Consider the following 24290-nt stretch of genomic DNA (forward strand, 5'->3'; position numbering starts at 1 on the left):
ACTAATTTACTCCCTTAAGTAATTTGAATTGATCAAGAATGTCTTTCATTGCATTCTTCATCTTTTCCATCAATTCATCACTCAATGCTTCTTTTTCTTCTATTTCTTTACAGATATCTGCATAGTTTGCGTGGAATGTCTTATGAATTGTCTTTTCAAATTGAGCAATATCGCCAACAGAAATTTCATCCATATAACCTTCTTTAACCGCAAATAAAGACAATACCTGATCTACCATAGACATTGGCTGATACTGAGGCTGTTTCAATAGTTCTGTTACTTTTTCACCATGGTTCAAGATCTTCTTTGTAGAAGCATCCAAGTCAGAACCAAACTGAGCGAAAGACTGCATTTCATGATACTGTGCAAGATCCAGCTTTAATGAAGAAGATACTTTCTTCATTGCTTTTGTCTGTGCTGCAGAACCTACACGAGATACAGATAAACCAGAATCTACAGCTGGTCTAACACCAGATGCAAACAAATCTGTCTGTAAGAAAATCTGTCCATCAGTAATAGAAATAACGTTTGTTGGAATATATGCTGAAATATCACCAGCCTGTGTTTCAATGATAGGCAAAGCAGTTAAAGAACCACCACCTAATTCATCACTCAACTTCGCAGCTCTTTCTAATAATCTAGAATGTAGATAGAAAACATCACCTGGATATGCTTCACGTCCTGGAGGTCTCTTTAATAGTAATGACATTGTTCTATAAGCAACTGCATGTTTACTTAGATCATCATAGATAATCAAAACATCTTTACCATTATCCATCCATTCTTCACCCATAGCACATCCTGCATATGGAGCAATATACTGCAATGGTGCAGTAGAAGAAGCTGATGCATTGACTACAACTGTATACTTCATTGCATCATGTTCTTTTAATTTTTGAACTAAACGAGCAACTGTTGACTCTTTCTGTCCGATAGCTACATAGATACAATATACATCCTTACCCTTCTGGTTGATGATTGTATCAATCGCAATCGCAGTCTTACCTGTTTCTCTATCACCAATGATCAATTCTCTTTGTCCCTTACCAATTGGGATAATAGAGTCAATCATTTTCAAACCTGTCATCAATGGCTGATCAACAGATTTTCTTGTCATAACACCTGGTGCTACTCTTTCAATTTCACGTTTCTTTGTGTATTGAATTGGAGCACCACCATCAATTGCTTCACCTAATGGATTGACAACTCTTCCAAGTAGTCCTTCCCCGACAGGAACTTCAACGATTTTTCCTGTTCTCTTTACTTCATCGCCTTCTTTGATCTTTGTATCATCACCTAAAAGAACAGCACCAATATGGTCTTCTTCCAGGTTCATGACCATTCCCATAACACCATTAGGGAATTCAAGAAGCTCACTAGACATTGCTTTATCAATGCCCTGGATCATGGCAATACCATCACCTACAGAAATAACATATCCAACATCATCAGAATGAATCTTATTATCATAGTTCTTAATTTCATTTTTAATGAGTGAACTGATTTCTTCTGGTCTAATTGAAGTACTCATGCCATTTGTCCTCCTTTCAATAACGTATTCCTCATTCTATCAATCTTTGTTTTCATTGTGACATCAGTCACAGTATTTCCAACTGTGACTTTAATTCCTGCAATGATACTTGGATCAACTACATTTTCAAGAATGATTCTCTTGTTTGTTTTTGATACTAAAGTGTTTCCAATTGTGTTCATATCTTCTTGAGAAAGTTTACGTGCAGACAATACCGTTGCATGTTGAATTCCAAGATCTTCTTCACACATTTGAATAAAGCTTGTATAGATATTAAGCAGTTGTGTTGCTCTACCTTTATCTACAACAAGTTTTATGAAATTAACAATATTGTGATCAACATATGTAGAATATACTTTATCAATCACATTTCTTTTTTCTTCTTTTGAGACTTTAACGGAGAGAAAGAAAGTAGATAATTCAGGATTTTCTTTTAATGTTTGCTTCAAAAGCATTACCTGATTCATGTATTCTTCTACTTTGTTTTCTTCTTTTGCTAATTCAAATAGTCCTGCTCCATAGCGTTCCGCAACTTCATTCTTCATGGCTGTCAGCTTCCTTCACAAAATCCTGGATTGCCTTTCGATCAAGTTCTTCACCATTTTTAGAACCAATCAGCTTTTCAGCAGCATCCATAGCGACATTGACCATTTCTTTCTTCACAGAATCAACCATCTTGAGACGATCATTTTCAATTGCTTCACGAGCCTTTGCTTTTTCTTCTTCAGCTTCTGCGCGTGCCTTATCAAGAATTGCCTGTTTTTCACTATCCGCTTCTTTGACAGCAGCTTCCACAATTGCTTCTGATTTCTTTGCAGCCTCATTTAACTGATTCTTTGCGCTTTCGCGGTCACTCAAAGCATCCTGCTTTGCTTTTTCACTCGTTTCAAGATCGGACTGCATCTTATCTGCACGAGCATCTAACCAATTCTTTACAGATTTCCATAAGAATTTTTTTGCAAGCAAAAACAGAACTAATGTACTGCATAGTTGGACTAAGACTGTCAGTAAATTAGGTATTAACTGACCAGTGATATCGACATCAATCATTGCTTAAATTTCCTGTCGATTAATATACAAACATCAGAAGGATGGCAACGAGCAGTCCATAAATAGCACATGTTTCAGAAAGTGCAATACCAAGAATCATAGTTGAACGAATCTTAGATTCTACTTCAGGATTCTTACCAATTGCATCACATGCGTGAGCAGCAACTTCACCTTCACCTCGACCTGTCATCATACCTGTCATGACAGCTAAACCTGCACCAATTGCAATTAAACCTTTATTGATATCCATTTTAAGCTCCTCCTTATACTTTAAGCTTTGTCTTTATATTCTTCAGGAATATCATTCCCGATAAGAACCACAGTTAATGTTACGAATACGAGTGTCTGAATAAATCCCGCAAATAAATCAAAATATGCATGCAGGATTGGTGTTAAGAATGGAGCAATGAAGTTAAATACATTGCCATTCACACTCGTAAATAAACCAACGATAGAATTAGAGATCCATTGACAGAAACTATAAATCAACTGCATCATAATTCCACCACACAGAATATTTCCAAATAAACGTAATGCCATAGAAACCATTGTTGAAAACTTACCAAAAATGTTCATTGGAAGCATAATTGGAATAGGTTCTAAGAATCCATGGAAATACCCTTTGATTCCCTGGAACTTAAATTCAGCAGCCTGAATCAAAAGCCATGTAATGACTGACAACAACAACGTTACACTTAAATTTGATGTTGGAGATGAAAAGCCAAATAATGAACAGACATTTGCGGTAAAGATATATGTCCATAACACAAGAATGTATGGTGTTAAGCTATCCGCATAGTGTTTTCCAACAGAATCTTTGACTGTGTTATACACAGACTGTACGCCTAACAGTACTGGCAATAGAATTCCTTTTGGTTTTTCCATTGGATCTAAGGCATCGATTTTCTTAGATAAAACTACGATTCCGCTTCCCAATACGATTGTTAAGAAAATAATTGTATAAACATCACTTTGTATTACCATGTTTCCTCCTTTTTAGGAATTAACAAATCTATATATGTTACGAATTTGATCAGCAGCATTCCAACAGCACATGCAAATATATTGAATACATCTGGTAAGAATGCACAGACGAGAAGAACACCTGCCATCATTGCGAATGTGAATAGGAAATGACCAACTCCAGTATTTTTTGTCGATACTTTTGTATTCAATACACCATTCCAGAAAGACTCTAATCTTTTATAATGAATCAACGCTTCTAGACTTCCAAGTAGAAATCCTAAAGAGATTCGATAATCAAATATGAGTGGAATGCTCGTTCCAATGATCATGGCTGTATAAAAAAATTTCCAGGATCTCGAATTCATTTTTCACCTCACACGTTTTTATCTTATTTATTTTGAAATTTATTTTCAATCTACATGTAAGTGATTGTGTCAAATTCTCAATTTCTTTATTATAGTTATATCATGAATGAAAGCGATTTAAAACGAAAACAACTCATATCTTTAATAAAGAAATATGGATTTCCAGAAGAATTTGGCTGTATCCTTGCAGATGAGTTACATACAGAAAAGCAAATGAAAAGAATGATTGGGTATCTATTACAGGGAAAGCCTTCTAGAATTGAAGATATTGTAGATGAAATGCTCGCAATCAAATCTGATTTTGCCTCATATCGTCAAAAGAAAATCACAGAATATAACAATGCAAAATACAATGAACTATTAGCTAATGGATTGAATGATGACGAAAGCTAATGCATAGTCTTGATCATGAGAAATAGAGATTTCTATTTCAGGGTGATCTTTAACGTATGGTTTTCCATCTGATGTATTCAAAATAGAATATGAAAGATATTCTTTATCTTGTGTTGCTTTAAAAATTGCTTCTTTACATGCAATTCTACCCGCAACAAATTCTTTCTTTCTTTTATCTAAATGTATTTTCTCATACATAATTCTTTCATCTTCTGTTAATACATAGTCAATAAAAGATTGCTTTAATACAACTCTAGGAATATATACAATGTCTGTTCCAACCATAACTATAGTATACAAAAAGATAGCTCCTGTTTCATAGCTATCTTTGCTTATTTATGACTGATGAATGGATTCATCCAGGCATCCAATCAATTCAAGAATACGATTCAGATCATCTGTATCATGATAAGAAATTGTAAAGCTCTTTTTAGAAAATACAACTTGTGTACCTAGCTTTTCAGATAATTGAATTTCAAGATCTCGAATCATTGGATCTTTTTCTTTTTTCTTTGGCTTCTTCTGTCCTCCGCCATTCACATCACGAACATATGCTTCTACTTCTCTTACAGACATTTTATTTTTTTTGATTTTTTCTGCAGCCTCGTAGATTTCTTCTTCATCATTCAATGATAATAATGGACGAACATGAGACATCGTCAGTTGTTTATTTACAACCATGCTTTGTACATCTTCTGGAAGCTTTAATAAACGCATGATATTTGCGCAATACTCACGTGATTTTCCTACTCTTTCCGCAAGTTTTTCCTGTGTATAGCCTAATTTTTGAATCAAAGATTCATATGCTGCTGCTTCTTCAATTGGATTTAAATCTTCACGCTGAACATTTTCAAGAATCGCAATTTCCATCATTTGTTCTTCTGTGAATTCTACTTGAATGGCTGGGATAGTTTTTAATCCTGCCATTTTAGCAGCACGCAATCTTCTTTCACCTGTAATTAAATCATATCCAGATACACTTTTTCTAACAAGCAATGGTGTAAAGATGCCATGTGTTTTAATAGATTCACTTAATTCTTCCAATGCCTTTTTATCAAACTCTTTTCTTGGCTGATAAGGGTTTGGACGAATTTCTTCAATTGGAAGTTCAACTTCTCTTCTACCTGGTGCTTCTGCTGCATTGTTTTGAATATCATCCAGATATTGTTCAACATCTTGACCAAAAATGGAATTCAAGCCTTTTCCAAGACCTCTTTGCTTTGCTTTTGGCATATGTTACCTCCTTGCTTTATCGTTTTGTGTAATGACTTCTTTTACAAGCTGTGCGTATGCTTTGGCGCCTTCACTTCTTGTATCATACTCAAAAATTGTTTCTTCTTGAGATGGTGCTTCTGATAATCTTACATTTCTTGGAATATAACATTTATATACTTTTTCTTTAAAATACTTTCTAACTTCCTGCTGCACTTCTACAGATAATTTTGTTCTGACATCAAACATTGTCAGCAAAACACCTTCAATAGATAATTCAGAATTAAATAATTTCTGAACAAGACGGATTGTAGATAATAACTGTGTTAAGCCTTCCAATGCAAAATATTCACACTGTACAGGAATCATTACAGAATCTGCTGCAGTCAAGGCATTTGTATTCAATAAACCAAGTGCTGGTGGACAATCTATAATAATGTAGTCATAGCGATCTTTTACGACATCTAATTTATTCTTTAAAAGTTTTTCTCTTCCAACTTCATAATTTGCCATATCTACATCTGCACCAGACAAATCAATTGTTGAAGGAAGAACATCTAATGGTGGCATCTGTAACGTTACTTTGACATCATCTACAGATTCATTTCCTAGAAGAACATCATATACAGATTGATCAAAACCAACTTTATTTGCTCCGATACCATGCGTTGCATTTCCCTGTGGATCAAAATCAACTAATAAAACTCTTTTTCCAACATATGCTAAACCAGCCGCAAGATTCATGGCTGTTGTTGTTTTTCCTACACCACCCTTTTGGTTGGCAATTGCAATAATCTTTCCCATATTCAATTCCTCTATTTCTTAGGAAACGAAATAATCATTTTTACCTGATCATCTGTTTCACTCGTATCTACTCTTACTTCAATACCTAGTTTTTCAATCATTTTTATAGATTGATTCACTGTATTGATTCCAATCTGGATATTCTTTGAATATCCTTTTGTTTTCTGTCTAGCGTGTACCTTTTTAGGCTGATTGATGGATTCAATGTAGTTTTCTGTTTCTCTAACATTCAATCCCTTTTTTACGATATCTTTATATATACGTACTTGTTTTTCTTCTGGTGCACTTAATAATGCACGTGCATGTCTTTCTGTAATAACGCCATTGATCACACCATCCTGAATATCATCAGGTAAATTTAAAAGACGAATTTTATTTGCAACTGCAGATTGTGATTTACCAATCTTCTTTGCAACCTGTTCTTGAGAAAGATGTGCTTGTTTCATGATCTGCACATAACTCTTAGCTTCTTCAATGGCAGAAAGATCCTGTCTCTGTACATTTTCAATGAGTGCCATTTGTGCAGCTTCATCATCAGATGGTGTTAATACATAACAAGGAATTTCCTGAAATCCTGCTTTTCTACATGCACGGTATCTTCTTTCTCCAGCAATCAATTCAAAGCCATCATCCACTTTTCGAACTGTTAATGGCTGAATCAATCCATTCTGTTGAATGGATTGTGATAGTTCATCTAATTTCTGTTCATCAAAATGAAGACGTGGCTGATAACGAGATGGCTGAATCTTTTCTACAGGAACGGAAATAATTGTATGTTGAATATTATTTTCCATAAATCTATCAAAAAAATTATTTTTCATAGCTTTTCTCCTATAGTGGCTTCTTCTTTATCTGTCCGTAGTTTCTTGGATATGCTGAAGGTGTTTTTTCAACCTTTTTAAATGTAAAGATCTCTCTAGGATCTCCATTCGTTAAAGCTGTTTCTTCTCTTTGATCAAGCTGCATTCCTAAAACAGAAATTGCATGTTTTGCTTCTAAAACTTCTTCATCTCCACGAGAACCTTTCATCGTCACAAAAGAACCGCCAACTTTTACAAGTGGGCAGCATAGTTCAGAAAGTACTCTGAGGTTTGCTACGGCACGTGCTGTAACGGCATCGTATTCTTCACGATGTTCTTTCACGTGTTCTTCACTTCTTTCGTTATATATTTTAATATTTGATAAATGTAATTGAGAAATGACTTCTTCTAAAAATTTACAACGTTTTCCTGTTGGTTCAATTAAAGATACTTCTAGATCTTTTCTCACAATTTTCCATACAACACCTGGAAAACCAGCTCCTGTGCCAACATCTGCTACTTTACCTTGAATAGAATCATTCAAAGGAAGAATGGAATCAAAAAAGTGCTTTTCATACACTTCTTCTCTTTCATCTATCGCAGTCAGATTCATTTTAGAATTCCATTCTTTTAAAAGCTTGGCATATGTATCCAACTGTGTAATCATTTCCTCGGAAATCACTAAATTTCTTTTTTTACATTCTTCAATAAATTTGTCAGGTGTCATTGTATTTTTTACTCCATGGATAATTTTAGCAGACTGTTATAAAAATAAAAGATAAAAATATGTGGAAAACTTTTTTCTCCACAATTTATAAAAGTGAAGTTTGAAATTTCCCACATTTTAAGCCATTTTATGTATTTGCGTTGAAAAATAATTTTTCCACAATTTTATAATTCAATTTGTGTACCAGTAATAAATTCAGAATGAGGCAGTGTTTTTACCCATTCACAGAATGCTCTCCATTCTGGAAGACGATGATTTTTTCTCTGGTTGTAGATTGTCTTTAATGCACGATAGTTTGTTGTCATCTTCGCAGTCAATCTAAATCCAGCTGGATTGGAATATAAAATTTCTAAATACATTTCATTTAATGTATTCATCATTTCAGATACATCTTTTCCTTCATTCTTGAAAGATGTCATTTGTGCCTGAAGCTCATTATATGCTTTTACTTTTTCCTTCATGATTTCAACAATTCTGTTATCTACATAAGGAAGATATGCCTGGTCTAGATCAAACTTTGTAATGCGATGCATTGTTGACTGAGAAGAGATAAAATTCAAAAACTTATAGCGTTCTGCTTCCACCCATGCCTTATTTGAAAATGTAAGATCAAATTGAACAATAATTCCTGTCATAAACTGATCATGACCACTTCCTGCTTTTGAATTTGCTAATGAAAGTGTTGTTTTTGTCACTTCACTTGTTACGGCATTTGTATCAATTGCATAGGAATATTTAGCACCTTTAACAGCTTCCTCAAATCCATATACATTTACATTACTTACTACATCTTCGTATCTCATTTCGCTTTTCCCTTTCCTTGTTTGATTGCAATTGCAAGTACCGCAAGATCTGCAGGGTTGACACCCGAAATCCTTGAAGCCTGTCCCATTGTTGCAGGTTTATATTTCATCAGTTTCTGTCTGCCTTCAATCGATAAATTGTCAACTTCATCATAGTTAAAATCAACACCTAATGAAATAGAATCCATTGCTTTTAATTTACTTGCTTCTCTTCTTGCTTTATCAATATATCCAGCATATTTAATATCAATATCACATTTAGAAGCAATAAAAGAATCTGTTTCTTCATCGATTGTTTCAAATAATTTCTTTGTTTCAATATTAGGTCTTTTCACAAGATTCAAACCATTGATACCACGATGGCCATCTTCATCATATCCACATTCTTTCAAGTACTGATGAATTCTATCATCATCAATTTCAAAGACTGTTTCCTTCAAATGATCTTTCAATCTAGAAAGTTCTGCCTGCTTTCTTTCATATGCTGCATATCTTTCATCACTGATTAGGCCAATACTTCTGCCTTTATCAATCAATCTTTCTTCAGCATTATCATGTCTCAATAATAATCTGAATTCAGCTCTGCTCGTTAATAAACGATATGGTTCTAGTGTACCCTTTGTTGTTAAATCATCTACAAGTACACCAATATATGCTTCATCCCTAGCAAATACAAGTGGCTGCTTTCCATCTAGTTTCATAACAGCATTAATTCCAGCCATAATACCTTGGCCTGCAGCTTCTTCATATCCACTTGTTCCATTGACTTGGCCTGCAGTGAACAGATTTTCAATAATCTTTGATTCAAATGTTGGCTTCATCTGTATTGGATCAATAGCATCATATTCAATTGCATATGCATATTTTTTTATAATTGCATCTTTAAAGCCTGGTAAAGAATGTACCATATGTTCCTGAATATCTCTTGGTAAAGATGTAGAGAATCCTTGGATATATGTTGTATCCATAGACAAAGATTCTGGTTCCAAAAATAATAAATGTCTAGGTTTATCTTTAAAACGAACAAGTTTGTCTTCAATGGATGGACAATATCTTGGTCCAACACCTTTCACAACACCAGAATACATAGATGATTTATTTAAATTGTTTAAAATCCATTCATGTGTTTCTGGAGTTGTATATGTTAAATAACATGGAACCTGATCTTTAAATGCTCGTACATCTTCTTGTCTTGTTGTTTCTGAAAAACGTAAAAATGCATCTGTTCCTGGTTCATATTGTGTTTTAGAAAAATCAATTGATGAAGTTAAGATTCTGGCAGGTGTTCCTGTTTTTAAACGGAATGTATGTAATCCAAGATCACGTAAAGACTGTGATAAATCTTTTGTTGTCTTTTCCATATCTGGACCGCCATCTCTTACTTCAGAAGAAATCATATTCACACCAGCCATATATGTTCCTGTTGTTAAAATAACAATAGAACAGGAAATAAATGAACCATCTGCTAATGTGATACCAGTAATGCGATTATTTTCAGTGTTGATCTTTACTGCCATTGCTTCTTTGACAGTCAGGTTTTCAGTATGAAGACAAACATCCTGCATCATTTTCTTGTATGCAATCTTATCAGACTGTACGCGTAATGCTCTAACACCAGGACCCTTTGCACTATTCAGCATTTTAAACTGTAATGCAGTTTTATCTGCAGTAATTGGCATCTGTCCACCCAATGCATCAATTTCACGTACAACGATACCTTTTGCGGGACCTCCAACAGAAGGATTACAAGGCATTTTACCAATGTTATCAATACTCAATGTGAGTAAGCATGTATTTTTCTTTAATCTTGCAGATGCAAGTGCAGCTTCAATTCCTGCATGTCCTCCACCAATTACAACTATATCAAAATCAACCATTATTTATATCTTCCACCATTTTTTCTACTTCAGGAATTTCTTTATCCTTACTTGCCAGTAACTCAAATACTATGCGACGTTCAAATTTCAATTTCTTAATATAATATCGATACATTGTCACTTTTCCAATGACTTCTCGAATTCTAAGATCTTTATCATTTGCCTGATAAACCAAAGGCAGTGCTATCTTGATCTTTGATTTATCCATATACAGACATTCACTGTTTGATCCACGAATCATTTCCCATCTATTTTCTTTCATTTTCAACTCAGCTAACTTATGGGACAATGCTCTTTCTTTTTCACTGCCTGATTCTTTTCCTATTTTCTTAGAAATAAGTGCAATTTGATGTCTTACAACATCATCTCTAAATATCTCATCAGGATTTTTATCTGGATCTGCACTCCATAGATCAATTCCGTGTTTTTGTGCGGCAGTTAATATTTTTACCGTAACGGAAGGATCACTTCGATCTAAATATGTATAGGATTCTAAGTGATCTGTCAGATCCAAAGAATGAATTTCATCTGGATAAACAGGCGAAATAAAGAATACAACATCCGTAAGATACAGGCAACGCATTGTTTTAGGAATTTCACCTTTTCCTGCTTTTCGAATTGCTTCTTCTAATCGTTGTTTTGTTTCATATCCACATGCTTCACTATATTGATTCCATAATTGATTTAAAGATAATCTTTTTACAGAATCATAGTGTGCATATCCAACGAGTCCTTTTTTTCTGCCATGATTTGGACGCGAAAAGAAGAAAAGAAGATCCCCTTTTCTAAAATCCGCAAATTTCTTTTTATTTGCAAGACGCCAGAATATGATTGTGCGATTTCTGCACAATCGATGATATTCCAGCATCTCACTGTCCGTTACATAAGCAATAGAACCCATAATATATTTCTCTAATCTTTAAAATAATCCATATGTTTCGCCGTTTTCATCAATACCCATATTGATTGCGGCAGGTACCTTTGGTAAACCTGGCATTGTTAATACATTGCCTGTATATGCAACAATAAATCCTGCACCTCTTGAAATATTGATATTTCTTACATGGATTGTAAAGTCAACTGGTCTACCAACTAATTTAGCGTCATCACTTAATGAATTCTGTGTTTTTGCCATACAGATTGGTAACTTGTCCCATCCATATTTTTGATATAAAGCAATTGTTTCTTTTGCTTCATCAGAGAATTCAACATCCTTTGCACCATATACTGTTGTCGCAATCTTGAATATTTTATTTTCAATTGAGTCATTTACATCATAGATAGGTGCATAATGTGTTTCTTCTTTACACTTTTCTACAACGATGGAAGCAAGATCTTTCATACCTTCTCCACCATTTGCCCATCCATCTGCTTCAGCAACTGGATAGTTCTTTTCTTTGCACCAATTCAATAATGCTTCTACTTCAGCCTTTGTATCCTTTGCAAACTTATTGATTGCGATAACAAATGGGACACCAAATGCCTGAATTGATTCAACATGCTTTTCTAGATTTGCAGTACCCTTGAGTAATGCATCTACATTTTCTTCACCTAATGCATCTACTTCAACTCCACCATGCATTTTTAGAGCGCGTACTGTTGCAACAATAACAACTGCATTAGGTTTTAGATTTGCAGCACGACACTTAATATCTAAGAACTTTTCAGCACCTAGATCAGCACCAAATCCAGCTTCTGTAACTACATAATCACTGAGTTTTAATGCAGTTTTTGTAGCAATTACAGAGTTGCATCCATGTGCAATATTTGCAAATGGTCCACCATGAATAAATACTGGTGTGTGCTCAAGTGTCTGTACAAGATTTGGCTTCAATGCTTCTTTCATAACAACTGTTGCTGCACCTGCTGCACCAATATCTTTTACTGTTACTGGTTCACCATCATATGTATATGCAACAACACATTCAGATAATCTCTTTTCGAAATCATGAATGTCATTAGATAAGCAAAGAATTGCCATTACTTCTGTTGCTACTGTAATAACAAAGTGATCTTCACGTTCAACACCATTTGTCTTTTTCTTCTGTGCAATTGTAATATCACGTAAAGTTCTTTCATTCATATCCATACATCTCTTCCATACAACTTTTGCAGGATCAATGTTTAATGGATTTCCCTGGTAGATACTATTATCTAACATTGCAGCAATAAGATTATTTGCTGTAGTAATTGCATGCATGTCTCCTGTGAAATGTAAATTGATAGATTCCATTGGAATGACCTGAGCATAGCCACCGCCTGTAGCTCCACCTTTTAAACCAAATACTGGACCTAAAGAAGGTTCTCTTAAGCAAGCCATTGCCTTTTTACCAATTTTGCTAAGACCATCTACAAGACCAATTGTTGTAGTAGACTTTCCTTCACCTGCTTTTGTTGGAGTAATTGCTGTAACGAGAATTAATTTTCCATCTTTTTCATTTTCAAGATTCAACTGATTGAGATCAATCTTTGCTTTATCTCTTCCATAAGGTTCTAAAGCTTCTTCTTTAATACCTGCTTTTTGTGCAATTTTGTAAATATCTTCTAGTGTAGCTTCCTGAGCAATCTTTAGATCGTTATTCATACCGTATTTTCTCCTTTACATTTTTCTTCGGTCTGACAAAGCATGTGTTAATGTCATTTCATCTGCATAATCTAACATACCACCCGTAGGTAGACCATGCGCAATACGTGTTACTAATACTTCTGGACATTCCGCATGTAATAATTTATTCAAATACATCGCAGTTGTTTCACCATCCATTGTTGTATTTGTAGCTAATATGATTTCTTTTGCATTCTTAGCTCTTTGAATTAATGAATCAATATTCAAATCTTCAGGCATAATGCCTTTTGATGTTGAAATCAATCCATTCAATACATGATACACACCATGATATTCATTTGTTTTTTCCATTGCTAGAACATCTTTTGAACTTTGTACAACAAATATCACTTCATGATTTCTATCAGGATCATTACAAATATCACATGTATCATCCTCTGTTAAATTACCACATTCATTACAATAGTGCAGTTTTTCCTTTACATTTAATAAAGCCTGTGCAAATGCCTGTACTTCTGTATCTTTCCAGTCCAATACATTCAAAGCATATCTCTCTGCACTTTTTTCACCAACACCAGGTAAATTTCTAAAACTATCAATCAGTTCTTGTAAGCTCTTTGGATACATGTATTACATCCCTGGCAGATTTAATCCTGCAGTGAGGCCACCTAATTGATTTTCTCTATCTTCATCGCACTTGCTGACTGCATTATTGAAAGCAATCAGAAGCATATCTTGCAGCATTTCTCTATCATCCATCAATTCTTCTGGAATCGTGATACTCTGACATTCACATTTTCCATTGATCTGGATTTTAATACCATTGGATTCTCCTTCATAAATTGTTGCTTCCAATTTAGATTGTGTCTTTTTTAAGTCAGCCTGCATTTTCTGCGCCTGTCTCATAATCATATTGATATCCATATTCTTTATCTCCTAAACAATTTCTATGTTATCTTCACCAAATAATTCTTTTACTTTTTCTAATGTTGAAGATTCTTCAGAACTTTCTTCTTTATATTTCTCTATTTGAATTGGTTCTGGTAATGTTCCCTCTTTTTTGTGATTTACAAATTCAACTTTTGCTTTTATAAAATCATCTTCCGTAATCGCAAATACTACTTTATCCGTATGCAATACATCTCTCATGAATTCATATATTTCACGATTCATTTTTTCTTCATTGATACGATTTGCGATAGATTGCATTTTTGTATAAAGAAGAATACAGTCATTACCACTCGCAGCTACCTTGCATTCATTTAATACCGTAGTATATTTTCTGTGATTTAAATCTGCATAGCTTCCTATCATTGATAAAGTATTTTCATCTGATACCTTATTTTGTTTATTACATACTAATAATATAGATAACACTTTATCTAAAGGTATCACATCTACCGGCTTAGCCTTAACAACTTCATCAGTTTTTTCTTCAACTGTCTGTTTTACTGGTTCTGAAATAACTGGTGTTCTAACAATTCTTTCTTCTGTATTTAATGGTGAAAAAATATTATGAACTACAGCTGGAATTGCATTCACAATTGGATTTGTTGCTTCCTCTGTTGCTAATGAGAGGCACATTACCTCAAATACTCTTGCGGCAGATGTAGATTGTTTATATCTAGATTTTGTATCTAGAAGCTTTTCACAGATCTGCATGCACATAGACGAAGAAATCTTTGAAGATAATGTACTTGCTTCTTCTTGATTCAATACTTTTAACAGTTCTTCTTTCTTGCAGACAGAATATACTGCTGAATCTTTTAGAATATCTATCATTCCATCTGTATATCTAACAAAATCAATACCTTTTTCTTCATAATTTTGAATTCTTGTCAGAATAGAAGCTAAATCTTTATTTAGAATATCTTCAATTAATCCAATTTTTTCACTTGTCGTTGCTAAACCATAGATTCGATCAATTGCATCAACTGTAATTTCATCACTTGTATAAGATGCACATTGGTCCATAATGCTTAATGCATCTCTCATACCGCCATCGCTCAATACAGCAATCATCATCGCAGCATTTTCTTCCATGATGATATTTTCTTTTTTTGCGATATTTAATAAATGATCACGAATTTGATCAGTTCTAACCTTTGTAAAATCATATCTTTGGCATCTAGAAATAATTGTAGGTAATAATTTCTGAGGATCTGTTGTCGCAAGAATAAAGATTACATTTTCTGGTGGTTCCTCTAAAGTTTTTAATAATGCAGAAGAAGCAGCACTTGATAACTGGTGCACCTCATCAATAATATAAACTTTATGTTTTCCTTGCATTGGAGCAAGTCTGCTTCTTTCAATCAGGTCTCTAATATCTTCTACATGTGTTTCATTTGCAGCATTAATTTCAATAATATCTGGATGTGTCCCTGAATTTGCAGCAACACAGTTTTCACACTTTTCACATGGAGCATTTTCTGGATTTTCACAATTTACCGCTTTTGCCAGCAAACGTGCCATTGTTGTTTTTCCAGTACCTCTTGGACCGCAAAATAAGTAAGCATGTCCCACTTTGTTTTCTTTTACCGCATTTTTTATTGATTTAACAATATATTCCTGTCCTACAACTTCTTCGAAAGTTGAGGAACGATATTTTTGATATAGTGCTATTTTTGCCATGTATGTCTCCTGCAGAAATAATTATAACAAAAAACCTGACTTCTAATTCAGGTTTATGTATGGTTTTTATGCTTATTTTTATTTCTTTTTTCTTTGAAGAATGTAGTTAATATTTCTGAGCATTCTTCTTTCATAATATCTGCATATATTTCTTTTGGATATGTATTTAAATGTGGAATTTGCTTTACATGAATCACAGTTTCAAGACATCCACCTTTTGGATCTGAAGTTCCATAATACAAGCGACGTATTCTACTTAATTGAATTAGCCCAGTGCACATCATACATGGTTCTAAAGTGATGTATAAATCACAATCCTGCAAATTCCATGTACCTAATATTTTTTGTGCTTTTGTTAAAGCAAGATGTTCCGCGTGAGATGAAGCTAATTGATCGTGTTCTTTCATGTTATGTGCGCGTGCAATAATTTCACCATTTCTTACTACAACGGCACCAATAGGTACTTCATCAATTTTTTTTGCTTTATAAGCTTCTTTCAAAGCTTCTCTCATATATTCATTTTCACGATTCATAATAATAAAAAAATGGCACACGCGATCAGAGGCTCGTATGGCTGCTACCTTCCGGTCCTGACCAGGTTAGAAACATGACTGCTGTGCCGTTAGTATTATATATGATTCAGCTTTGAAACTCAATCTTTATTTAAATTGTTTCACGTGAAACAAAAATGAGTATCTTACGATACTCATTCAGATTAGAAATTCTTTTTCTTTTCTGCTACTGGAATCACTTTCATTCCACCCATGTATGGACGTAATGGTTCAGGAATTCTAATAGAACCGTCAGCATTCAAGTTGTTTTCTACAAACGCAATTAACATTCTTGGTGGAGCAACAACTGTATTGTTCAATGTATGTGCAAAATAGTTACCCTTTTCACCCTTTACTCGAATACCAAGTCTTCTAGCCTGTGCATCACCTAAGTTAGAGCAAGAACCTACTTCAAAGTATTTTTTCTGACGAGGAGACCAGGCTTCAACGTCACAGCTCTTTACCTTAAGATCAGCAAGGTCACCAGAACAGCATTCCAATGTTCTAACTGGAATATCTAATGATCTGAAGAAATCAACAGAGTTCTTCCATAACTGATCATACCAGTATTTAGAATCTTCTGGTTCACATACTACAACCATTTCCTGTTTTTCAAACTGATGAACTCTATAAAGACCTCTTTCTTCAATACCATGTGCACCTACTTCTTTTCTAAAACATGGAGAATAAGATGTTAATGTATAAGGAAGATCTTCCTTCTTTAAGATTTGTCCAATAAATCTTCCAACCATAGAGTGTTCAGATGTACCAATCAAATAAAGATCTTCACCTTCAATTTTATACATCATGTTCTGCATTTCTGCAAAGCTCATAACTCCACTGACAACATCACCATGGATCATGAATGGTGGTACAAAATATGTAAATCCACGATCAATCATGAAATCACGTGCATAAGCTAGAATGGATGAATGTAATCTAGCAACATTTCCCTTTAAATAATAGAAACCATTACCAGATGTCTTACCAGCTGAATCAATATCAAGACCATCTACCTTTTCAAGGATATCTGTATGATATGGAACTTCAAAATCAGGAACAAATGGTTCACCAAATTTTTCAATTTCCTGGTTCTCACTATCGTCTTTACCAATTGGAACAGATGGATCAATGATATTTGGAATCACATACATTCTCTTTTTGATTTCTTCATTCAATTCAGCTTCTCTCTTTTCGAGAGTCTCCATTTCATCGCCCATTTCTTTTACTTTGGCTTTTACCTGTTCTGCTTCTTCTTTTTTTCCATCACGCATCAATAAGCCAATTTCTTTAGACATCTTGTTACGATCAGCACGTAAAGCATCACCTTTTGCTTTTACAGCTCTGACTTCCTTGTCGAATTCAGCTACTTCATCAACCATTGGAAGCTTTTCATCCTGGAACTTTTTTTTAATATTTTCTTTTACAAGTTCTGGATTTTCACGAATTAATTTAATGTCAATCATGTTTATTCTCCTTTACAAAATAAAAACATCATCCACAAAGGGACGATGTGTGTAATCGCGGTGCCACCCTTTTTGTTTATAGATTGTTTCACGTGAAACAATTTATAAGCCTCTTCATTTCCGTATAACGGTCGGAGCCGGAAAGTATTGGTTTCTCTCAAAGGCGGATTCAATCAAACTGCATCAGTTTTCACCAGCCACTGATTCTCTACAATTTACAGTTTTTCATTACTATTCCTTCTCTACGAATTAAAAACATTTAATCATTCAAGATAGCAATTGTCAAGTCATGAATGGGATGATATTATGAAAAAAATTGAGGTATTTTAAAAATGAAAAGTAAAAGTAATTATGAGAAAAGATTAGAATATAACAATACATATAATAGAAATAATTATCGTTCTTTTTCCATAAGATTACATAATGAAAATGAAGCAGATTTAATTGAATGGATTGAATCACAAGATTCAGTAAAAGAATATCTTCTTTCACTAGTGAGAAAAGATATTGAAAAATCTAAAAAGAAAGAAAAGAAAAAGAAAACATCTAAAAAATAGATGATTATGCATGCATGTTACATACACAATCATCTATTAACTAAAATAAAAAGAATGTCTATGAATTTAATTTATCATAAACATTCTTTTTTATTTATTCTTTTGTTTCCGATGATTCTTCTACCTGATCTTCTTCAGAATCATCTTCTGGATCTAAGATAGCCACGTTAGAAACGCCTTCTCCATCTTTGATATTAATAAACTTAACACCAATTGTATTTCTGCCTACAACAGATACTTGTTTCAAAGAAATACGAATGATAATACCTGCATCAGTCATAATCATACAGTCTTCATCACCATTGATACTTCTCATTGCAACTAGCTCACCAGTTTTATCTGTCAGATTTGCAGTTCTTACACCCTTTGCACCACGACTTGTAATGCGATAATCACTTAAATCAGACTTTTTGCCAAATCCATTCTTTGTGATTGTAAGAATATATTTTCCTTCTTCATTTGTAGCTAAGCCAATGACTTCACCACCATCAACATTGAATCCTTTTACACCCTTTGCTGCTCTACTTAAAGGACGTACTGTTTCTTCATTGAATCTAACAGCTTTGCCATTGCTTCCTGCAATGATAATTTCCGCATGACCACTTGTAGCCTTAACAAATGCTAATGCATCATCATCATTAAACTTGATTGCAATCTTACCGTTTTTATTGATGTTTTCAAATTTTTCTACAGATGTTCTCTTTACAAGACCCTTCTTTGTCGCAAAGAATAGATATTTTTTTTCTTCGGAGTCGCTGTAAGGAACCAAAGCACAAACTTTTTCATCTCTAGAAATAGATAATAAGTTAATGATTGGCAATCCCTTAGAAGTTCTAGAAAATTGAGGAATGTTATATCCCTTGATTCTGAATACTCTACCTGAATTAGTGAAAATCAGTAAATTATCATGCGTAGACATATGAATGAATAATTCGATATTGTCATCCTTATTCAAATCCATTCCCTTGATACCTTTACCGCCTCTATTCTGTACTTTATATGTATCAGATGTCATTCTCTTGATATAGCCATTTGAAGACATTGTAATAACGATATCATCCACAGGAATCAGATCTTCATCTTCCATTTCTGCAGAACCTTCAATAATGGTTGTTCTTCTTTCATCAGCATATTTAATCTTCACTTCAGTTAATTCATCTTCAATGATTTTTTCAACGCGCCAATGATTTGCGAGAATATCCTTAAAGTCTGCAATCTTCACTAATAAATCCTGGTATTCACTTTCAATTTTTTCACGTGCCAGACCTGTCAATCTTCTAAACTGCATATCTAGAATTGCTTTGCATTGAATATCAGATAAGCTGAATTGTTCCTGCATTCTACTTGTTGCTTCTGCATCATCTCTAGAAGAACGAATAATATGAATTATTTCATCTAAATGATCAACCGCAATTCTTAAACCTTCTAAAATATGTGCTCTTGCTTCAGCTTTTTTCAAATCATATTTTGTACGATTAACAATAACTTCATCCTGATGATCAATATATCCCTGTATCATCTCTTTCATTGAAGCAGTTCTAGGAACCTTATCAAACAATACAACGTTATTCACACTGAAATTAGACTGTAGAGGAGATAATTTATACAACTGATTTAAAATCACTTCAGGCTGTACATCTTTTCTCAATTCCATAACAACTCTAACACCATTCATGTTAGATTCATCTCTAAGATCAGTGATACCTTCAATTTGCTTTTCACGTGCAAGTGCAGCTATTTTTTCAACCATGCTTGCTTTATTTACAGCGTAAGGAATTTCCGTAATAATAATTCTTCCTTTACCATTAGGCATTCTATCAATTTCAGTTTTCCCACGCATAATGATAGAACCTTTCCCCGTTTCAAATGCTTTACGAATGGCAGATTTTCCTACAATATATCCACCCGTTGGAAAGTCAGGTCCTTTGATATATTCCATCAGTTCTGTCGTTGTAATTTCAGGATTATGCATCTGTGCAATGATGGCATCAATTGTTTCTCCTAAGTTATGAGGAGCAACATTTGTAGCCATACCAACCGCAATACCCATAGAACCGTTAACAAGTAAATTAGGCATTCTTGCAGGCAATACATCAGGTTCAAGATCTTCGCCTTCATAGTTAGGTGTCATCTTAACCGTTTCTTTTTCCAGATCTCTCAGCATTTCCATAGAAATCTTAGATAGACGAGCTTCTGTATAACGCATCGCAGCAGCACCATCACCATCCATAGAACCAAAGTTACCATGTCCATCAATCAGCATTTCTCTCATATTCCATGATTGCGCCATATATACCAATGCACCATAGATAGAAGAGTCACCATGAGGGTGATATTTACCCATTGTCTCACCAACAATACGCGCACATTTACGGTATGGCTTATCTGGTGTGTTATTCATTTCATTCATTGCGAATAAAATTCTTCTTTGAACTGGCTTTAAACCATCTCTAACATCAGGCAATGCACGAGAAACAATAACTGACATAGAATAGTCAATAAAGTCTCTCTTCATTTCTTTCGTTAAACTTTCTTCTGTAATTTTTCCTGGGTCAAATTTTGACTCATCAAATTCCATAAAATCATCTCTAGCCATTCATTGACCTCCTTAAATATCCAATTCTGCGAATTTCGCATTTTCAATAATGTAGTTTTTTCTAGGCTCTACTTCATCACCCATAAAAATACTGAAATATTCATCTGCCTTTTCAGCATCATCAATATTTACACGAATTAATGTACGGTTCTTAGGATCCATTGTTGTTTCCCATAGCTGTTCCGCATTCATTTCACCAAGACCTTTATAACGCTGCGTAGAGATACGATCTCCTAATTCTTCTCTAATACGCTCCATCTGTTGTTCCGTATATGCATAACGTACTGTATTCCCCTTCTGTGCCTTATAGAGAGGAGGCTGTGCGATATATACATGTCCCTGTTCAATAATAGAACGCATATAACGATAGAAGAATGTTAATAATAGAATACGAATATGAGCACCATCGACATCGGCATCGGTCATGATAACAATTTTGTTATATCTCAATTTAGAAGGATCTGTTTCTTCTAAGAAACCACATCCAAAAGCTGTAATCATAGAACGAATTTCATTATTATCAAATACACGTGCCTGTCTAGCTTTTTCTACATTCAAAATCTTACCTCTTAAAGGTAGAATTGCCTGGAAATGAGAATCTCTGCCCTGCTTAGCTGAACCGCCGGCAGAGTCACCTTCGACAATATAGATTTCACAGATACTAGCATCTTTAGAAGAACAATCTGAAAGTTTTCCAGGAAGAGAAGAAACTTCCAATGCAGACTTTCTTCTTGTTGCTTCTCTTGCTTTTTTTGCAGCAACACGTGCTTGTGAAGCTACCATAGCCTTTTCAACGATTGCTTTACCTTGATCAGGATTTTCTAATAAGAATCTTTCCAGCTGTGCTCCAAAAATATCTGAAACAATTTTTCTTACAACTGTATTACCAAGCTTTGTTTTCGTCTGTCCTTCATATTGAGGATCTGGATGCTTGATAGAAATAACTGCAGTAATCCCTTCTCTACAGTCATCTGCAGATAGATTATCATCTTTATCCTTTAGAATCTTTGCATCTCTAGCATACTTGTTAATTGTTCTGCTTAAAGCATTATTAAAGCCTTCTAAGTGTGTTCCACCTTCAACAGTATTGATATTATTACAGAAAGTATAGATTGCTGGATTATAGCCATCGTTATACTGACAAGCTACTTCTACCTGAATATCTTTTTCATATCCTTCAGCATAGATGACATCTTGATGTACAACTGTTTTAGATTTATTTAAATATTCAATATACTGCTTTAATCCACCTTCAAAATAGAAATCATAATGCTTCTTTTTATCTTCTTCCTGTCTTTCATCATTGAATACAAGACGGATACCTTTATTTAAGAAAGCAAGCTGTCTTAAACGGTCACGAATAATTTCATGGTCATATACAGTTGTTTCAGTGAAAATCGTTGGATCAGCAAGGAATTTAACAACAGAACCATGTTTACTTTCATCACATGTTCCAATTTCTTTTAATTCACCTACAGGATGACCTCCATTTTCAAATCTTAGATAGTATTCTTTACCATCATGATATACATGTACTTCAAGCCAAGAAGAAAGCGCATTCACAACTGACGCGCCTACACCATGTAAACCACCAGAATACTTGTAGGCACCGCCACCAAACTTACCGCCAGCATGTAAAACAGTAAAAATCGTTTCAATTGTAGATTTACCTGTCTTACTGTTTTTACCCGTAGGCATACCACGACCATCATCTTCAACAGTAACTGCGTTATTTTCGTCAATCGTAACTGTCACTGTAGAAGCATATCCCGCCATAGCTTCATCAATACCATTATCAACGATTTCCCATACTAAATGATGCAGACCTTTTGATGATGTAGAAGCAATGTACATACCTGGTCTTTTGCGAACTGCTTCTAGACCTTCCAGAACCTGAATTTCAGAGTCATTATATTCCTCAGTTACTTTAGAATCTAAAGTACCGCCAATGACTGCTTCACTTCCATCTTCAGTTTTTATAACGATTCCTTTTTCATCACTCATACATTACCTCCTGTCGTATTTATAATATTTCCATCAGCCACTTTAAATATCTTCATATTCTCATTTCTGAGAAATTCAGGTATTTCTGTCGTAGTGATGATACATTGATAAGATTTACTTACCATTTCTATTAATCTCTTTTGTCTTTCATAATCCAGTTCACTTAATACATCATCCAGCAATAATACTGGCTGCTTATGTGTTTGTTTCGTTATGAAATTTAAAAGAGCCATTTTAAATGAAAGAACTGTCATTCTTTTTTGTCCCTGTGAAGAGATTTGAATCAAAGGCTCATGATTCATTTCAAATAACATATCTTCACGATGAATTCCAAAAGAAGTTACATGATTCTCAATATCCTTCTGGCGATTGTTTCTATGTCCCAATAAGATATTTTCATAAGAAATATCACTGTCTAAACAACATTTATATTTTAAATGTACATCCACAGGATCATCAGATAACCTGTGATAAATATTTGTAATATAAGAATCTATGCTATCAATAAAATTCTTTCTTTCCTGAATGATCATAAATTCATATTTAGAAATATTTTCATCAAATGTATCTAACAGTAACTGGTTTACAGTTTGTTGTTTTAAAAGACTGTTTCTTTGTTTTAACGTTGTTTGAAATTTTGATAAAGCTAATAGATACGTATTAGAAATTTTTGATATTTCCTGATCCATTACTTTTCTTCTTTCTTTTGGAAAATCAGAAAAAATATTCAGATCATCAGGTGAAAAAAGAACAACATTCAGCATTCCAACAAATTCACTGCTTTTCTTAACTGGTTGATGACGAACCAATAGAGTCTTTCCCTTTAAATGAATCACGCATTCAATTTCATTACTCTTTTCTCCATCAAGAAACGTACATTTAATATCAGAAAACAATTCGCCTTTTTTGATTAACTGTTTATCATCTAAAATACGATGACTTCTAGTAAGAGATAGATAAACAAGACTTTCTAGTAGATTTGTTTTTCCTTGCGCATTCTTTCCAGTAATTACATTCATTCCCTGATAAAAATCAATGGAAGAATATTTATAATTTCTGAAATTACGTAAAGTTACATTCTGAATGATCATCCAACAACAAGTTTTCTTCCTTCTACTGTTACTGTGTCACCAGGATATAATTTTCTACCTCTACGATTTTCTTCAATGCCATTGACGAGAACCTTATTTTCCATTAAATAGATCTTCGCTTCGCCACCAGTAGAAATGATATTAGACATCTTTAAGAACTGATCTAATTTAATGTATTCTTTGTTTAATTTTTCCATAGAATTCTCCTTTATTCAGGCACATAAAAAACCTTATAAATTATATCATAAAACCTCTTAAAAGTCCTTTGTTTATCACACTTTTCTAAAGATATTACAATAT

26 protein-coding genes, 1 other RNA gene and 1 other annotated feature are annotated in these 24290 nt (G+C 34.0%); of the genes, 2 read left to right on the plus strand and 25 right to left on the minus strand.

The features are described 5' to 3' along the window. Window position 1: 1 nt before the first annotated feature. From atpA to ACTND6_RS00100, 6 genes are read right to left on the minus strand one after another with little or no spacing between them, the layout of a single operon-like run. Window positions 2-1531 carry a F0F1 ATP synthase subunit alpha gene (gene atpA / locus ACTND6_RS00075; protein WP_178177000.1) on the minus strand — a complete coding sequence of 510 codons (1530 nt, stop codon included), beginning with the start codon at window positions 1529-1531 and terminating at the stop codon, window positions 2-4. After that, the gene (gene atpH / locus ACTND6_RS00080) at window positions 1528-2076 is read right to left on the minus strand and encodes an ATP synthase F1 subunit delta (protein WP_178176999.1); all 549 of its coding nucleotides are present in this window, start codon (window positions 2074-2076) and stop codon (window positions 1528-1530) included. The genes atpA and atpH overlap by 4 nt, the downstream gene beginning before the upstream one ends. Continuing rightward, window positions 2066-2581, minus strand: coding sequence for a F0F1 ATP synthase subunit B (atpF, locus tag ACTND6_RS00085; protein WP_441020793.1), 516 nt, complete (start codon window positions 2579-2581; stop codon window positions 2066-2068). The genes atpH and atpF overlap by 11 nt, the downstream gene beginning before the upstream one ends. 19 nt (window positions 2582-2600) lie before the next feature. After that, window positions 2601-2831, minus strand: a complete 231-nt coding sequence (locus tag ACTND6_RS00090; protein ID WP_178176997.1) for a F0F1 ATP synthase subunit C — start codon at window positions 2829-2831, stop codon at window positions 2601-2603. A 20-nt stretch (window positions 2832-2851) separates the two neighbouring features. Further along, the gene (locus ACTND6_RS00095) at window positions 2852-3565 is read right to left on the minus strand and encodes a F0F1 ATP synthase subunit A (protein ID WP_441020795.1); all 714 of its coding nucleotides are present in this window, start codon (window positions 3563-3565) and stop codon (window positions 2852-2854) included. Next, complete coding sequence (locus tag ACTND6_RS00100) at window positions 3559-3876, minus strand: hypothetical protein (protein ID WP_441045021.1); 318 nt, start codon at window positions 3874-3876, stop codon at window positions 3559-3561. The genes ACTND6_RS00095 and ACTND6_RS00100 overlap by 7 nt, the downstream gene beginning before the upstream one ends. A 138-nt stretch (window positions 3877-4014) precedes the next feature. Here ACTND6_RS00100 and ACTND6_RS00105 point away from each other — a divergent pair, with 138 nt between their 5' ends. Then, window positions 4015-4305, plus strand: coding sequence for a hypothetical protein (locus tag ACTND6_RS00105; RefSeq protein WP_178176994.1), 291 nt, complete (start codon window positions 4015-4017; stop codon window positions 4303-4305). Here ACTND6_RS00105 and ACTND6_RS00110 read toward each other — a convergent pair. The 15 genes from ACTND6_RS00110 to serS all read right to left on the minus strand — a co-directional run bounded on the left by ACTND6_RS00110 (window position 4273) and on the right by serS (window position 17742). Continuing rightward, entirely contained in the window at window positions 4273-4590 is a 318-nt protein-coding gene (locus ACTND6_RS00110; protein ID WP_441020799.1) for a holo-ACP synthase, read from the minus strand. The two genes, ACTND6_RS00105 and ACTND6_RS00110, sit on opposite strands and share 33 nt — an antisense overlap. 51 nt (window positions 4591-4641) lie before the next feature. Beyond that, entirely contained in the window at window positions 4642-5538 is an 897-nt protein-coding gene (locus ACTND6_RS00115; protein WP_441020801.1) for a ParB/RepB/Spo0J family partition protein, read from the minus strand. 3 nt (window positions 5539-5541) lie between these two features. Continuing rightward, a complete protein-coding gene (locus ACTND6_RS00120; RefSeq protein ID WP_178176991.1) occupies window positions 5542-6321 on the minus strand; it encodes an AAA family ATPase in 780 nt (259 codons plus the stop codon). Window positions 6322-6332: 11 nt separating this feature from the next. Then, window positions 6333-7142: a ParB/RepB/Spo0J family partition protein gene (locus tag ACTND6_RS00125; protein ID WP_441020804.1), complete on the minus strand. Its 810-nt coding sequence runs from the start codon at window positions 7140-7142 to the stop codon at window positions 6333-6335. Window positions 7143-7152: 10 nt separating this feature from the next. Next, on the minus strand, window positions 7153-7848 hold the full coding sequence (gene rsmG, locus ACTND6_RS00130; protein WP_441020806.1) for a 16S rRNA (guanine(527)-N(7))-methyltransferase RsmG: 696 nt from the start codon (window positions 7846-7848) through the stop codon (window positions 7153-7155). Window positions 7849-8012: 164 nt separating this feature from the next. Beyond that, entirely contained in the window at window positions 8013-8651 is a 639-nt protein-coding gene (locus ACTND6_RS00135; protein ID WP_441020808.1) for a hypothetical protein, read from the minus strand. Continuing rightward, the gene (mnmG, locus tag ACTND6_RS00140) at window positions 8648-10528 is read right to left on the minus strand and encodes a tRNA uridine-5-carboxymethylaminomethyl(34) synthesis enzyme MnmG (protein ID WP_441020810.1); all 1881 of its coding nucleotides are present in this window, start codon (window positions 10526-10528) and stop codon (window positions 8648-8650) included. Before mnmG ends, ACTND6_RS00135 begins: the two co-directional genes overlap by 4 nt. Continuing rightward, a complete protein-coding gene (locus ACTND6_RS00145; RefSeq protein WP_441020812.1) occupies window positions 10521-11429 on the minus strand; it encodes a hypothetical protein in 909 nt (302 codons plus the stop codon). The genes mnmG and ACTND6_RS00145 overlap by 8 nt, the downstream gene beginning before the upstream one ends. An 18-nt stretch (window positions 11430-11447) precedes the next feature. After that, on the minus strand, window positions 11448-13112 hold the full coding sequence (locus ACTND6_RS00150) for a formate--tetrahydrofolate ligase (protein ID WP_441020814.1): 1665 nt from the start codon (window positions 13110-13112) through the stop codon (window positions 11448-11450). 15 nt (window positions 13113-13127) lie between these two features. Beyond that, entirely contained in the window at window positions 13128-13721 is a 594-nt protein-coding gene (gene recR / locus ACTND6_RS00155) for a recombination mediator RecR (protein WP_441020816.1), read from the minus strand. A 3-nt stretch (window positions 13722-13724) separates the two neighbouring features. Continuing rightward, window positions 13725-14018 carry a YbaB/EbfC family nucleoid-associated protein gene (locus ACTND6_RS00160; protein WP_178175563.1) on the minus strand — a complete coding sequence of 98 codons (294 nt, stop codon included), beginning with the start codon at window positions 14016-14018 and terminating at the stop codon, window positions 13725-13727. 12 nt (window positions 14019-14030) lie between these two features. Next, a complete protein-coding gene (gene dnaX, locus ACTND6_RS00165; RefSeq protein ID WP_441020818.1) occupies window positions 14031-15725 on the minus strand; it encodes a DNA polymerase III subunit gamma/tau in 1695 nt (564 codons plus the stop codon). 53 nt (window positions 15726-15778) lie between these two features. Continuing rightward, window positions 15779-16258 (minus strand): nucleoside deaminase, encoded by a 480-nt coding sequence (locus tag ACTND6_RS00170; RefSeq protein ID WP_441020820.1) that lies wholly within the window; start codon window positions 16256-16258, stop codon window positions 15779-15781. Continuing rightward, an RNA gene (gene ffs, locus ACTND6_RS00175) (signal recognition particle sRNA small type) lies at window positions 16258-16356 on the minus strand. Before ffs ends, ACTND6_RS00170 begins: the two co-directional genes overlap by 1 nt. An 84-nt stretch (window positions 16357-16440) precedes the next feature. Beyond that, window positions 16441-17742, minus strand: coding sequence for a serine--tRNA ligase (gene serS, locus ACTND6_RS00180; protein ID WP_441020822.1), 1302 nt, complete (start codon window positions 17740-17742; stop codon window positions 16441-16443). A 35-nt stretch (window positions 17743-17777) separates the two neighbouring features. After that, window positions 17778-17996: a binding site (T-box leader), on the minus strand. A gap of 78 nt (window positions 17997-18074) precedes the next feature. Between serS and ACTND6_RS00185 the strand changes: the two genes are divergently transcribed. Next, window positions 18075-18299 (plus strand): hypothetical protein, encoded by a 225-nt coding sequence (locus ACTND6_RS00185; protein WP_441020824.1) that lies wholly within the window; start codon window positions 18075-18077, stop codon window positions 18297-18299. 94 nt (window positions 18300-18393) lie between these two features. Here the strand turns inward: ACTND6_RS00185 and gyrA are convergent, their stop codons facing one another. From gyrA to yaaA, 4 genes are read right to left on the minus strand one after another with little or no spacing between them, the layout of a single operon-like run. Next, window positions 18394-20895 (minus strand): DNA gyrase subunit A, encoded by a 2502-nt coding sequence (gyrA, locus tag ACTND6_RS00190; RefSeq protein WP_441020827.1) that lies wholly within the window; start codon window positions 20893-20895, stop codon window positions 18394-18396. A gap of 12 nt (window positions 20896-20907) precedes the next feature. Further along, complete coding sequence (gene gyrB / locus ACTND6_RS00195; protein WP_441020829.1) at window positions 20908-22899, minus strand: DNA topoisomerase (ATP-hydrolyzing) subunit B; 1992 nt, start codon at window positions 22897-22899, stop codon at window positions 20908-20910. Continuing rightward, window positions 22896-23990 carry a DNA replication/repair protein RecF gene (recF, locus tag ACTND6_RS00200; protein WP_441020831.1) on the minus strand — a complete coding sequence of 365 codons (1095 nt, stop codon included), beginning with the start codon at window positions 23988-23990 and terminating at the stop codon, window positions 22896-22898. Before recF ends, gyrB begins: the two co-directional genes overlap by 4 nt. Next, entirely contained in the window at window positions 23987-24187 is a 201-nt protein-coding gene (gene yaaA / locus ACTND6_RS00205; RefSeq protein WP_178175570.1) for a S4 domain-containing protein YaaA, read from the minus strand. The genes recF and yaaA overlap by 4 nt, the downstream gene beginning before the upstream one ends. Between the last annotated feature and the right edge of the window lie 103 nt (window positions 24188-24290).

Source organism: Bulleidia sp. HCP3S3_C9, assembly GCF_052064035.1.
Taxonomy (GTDB): domain Bacteria; phylum Bacillota_I; class Bacilli_A; order Erysipelotrichales; family Erysipelotrichaceae; genus Bulleidia.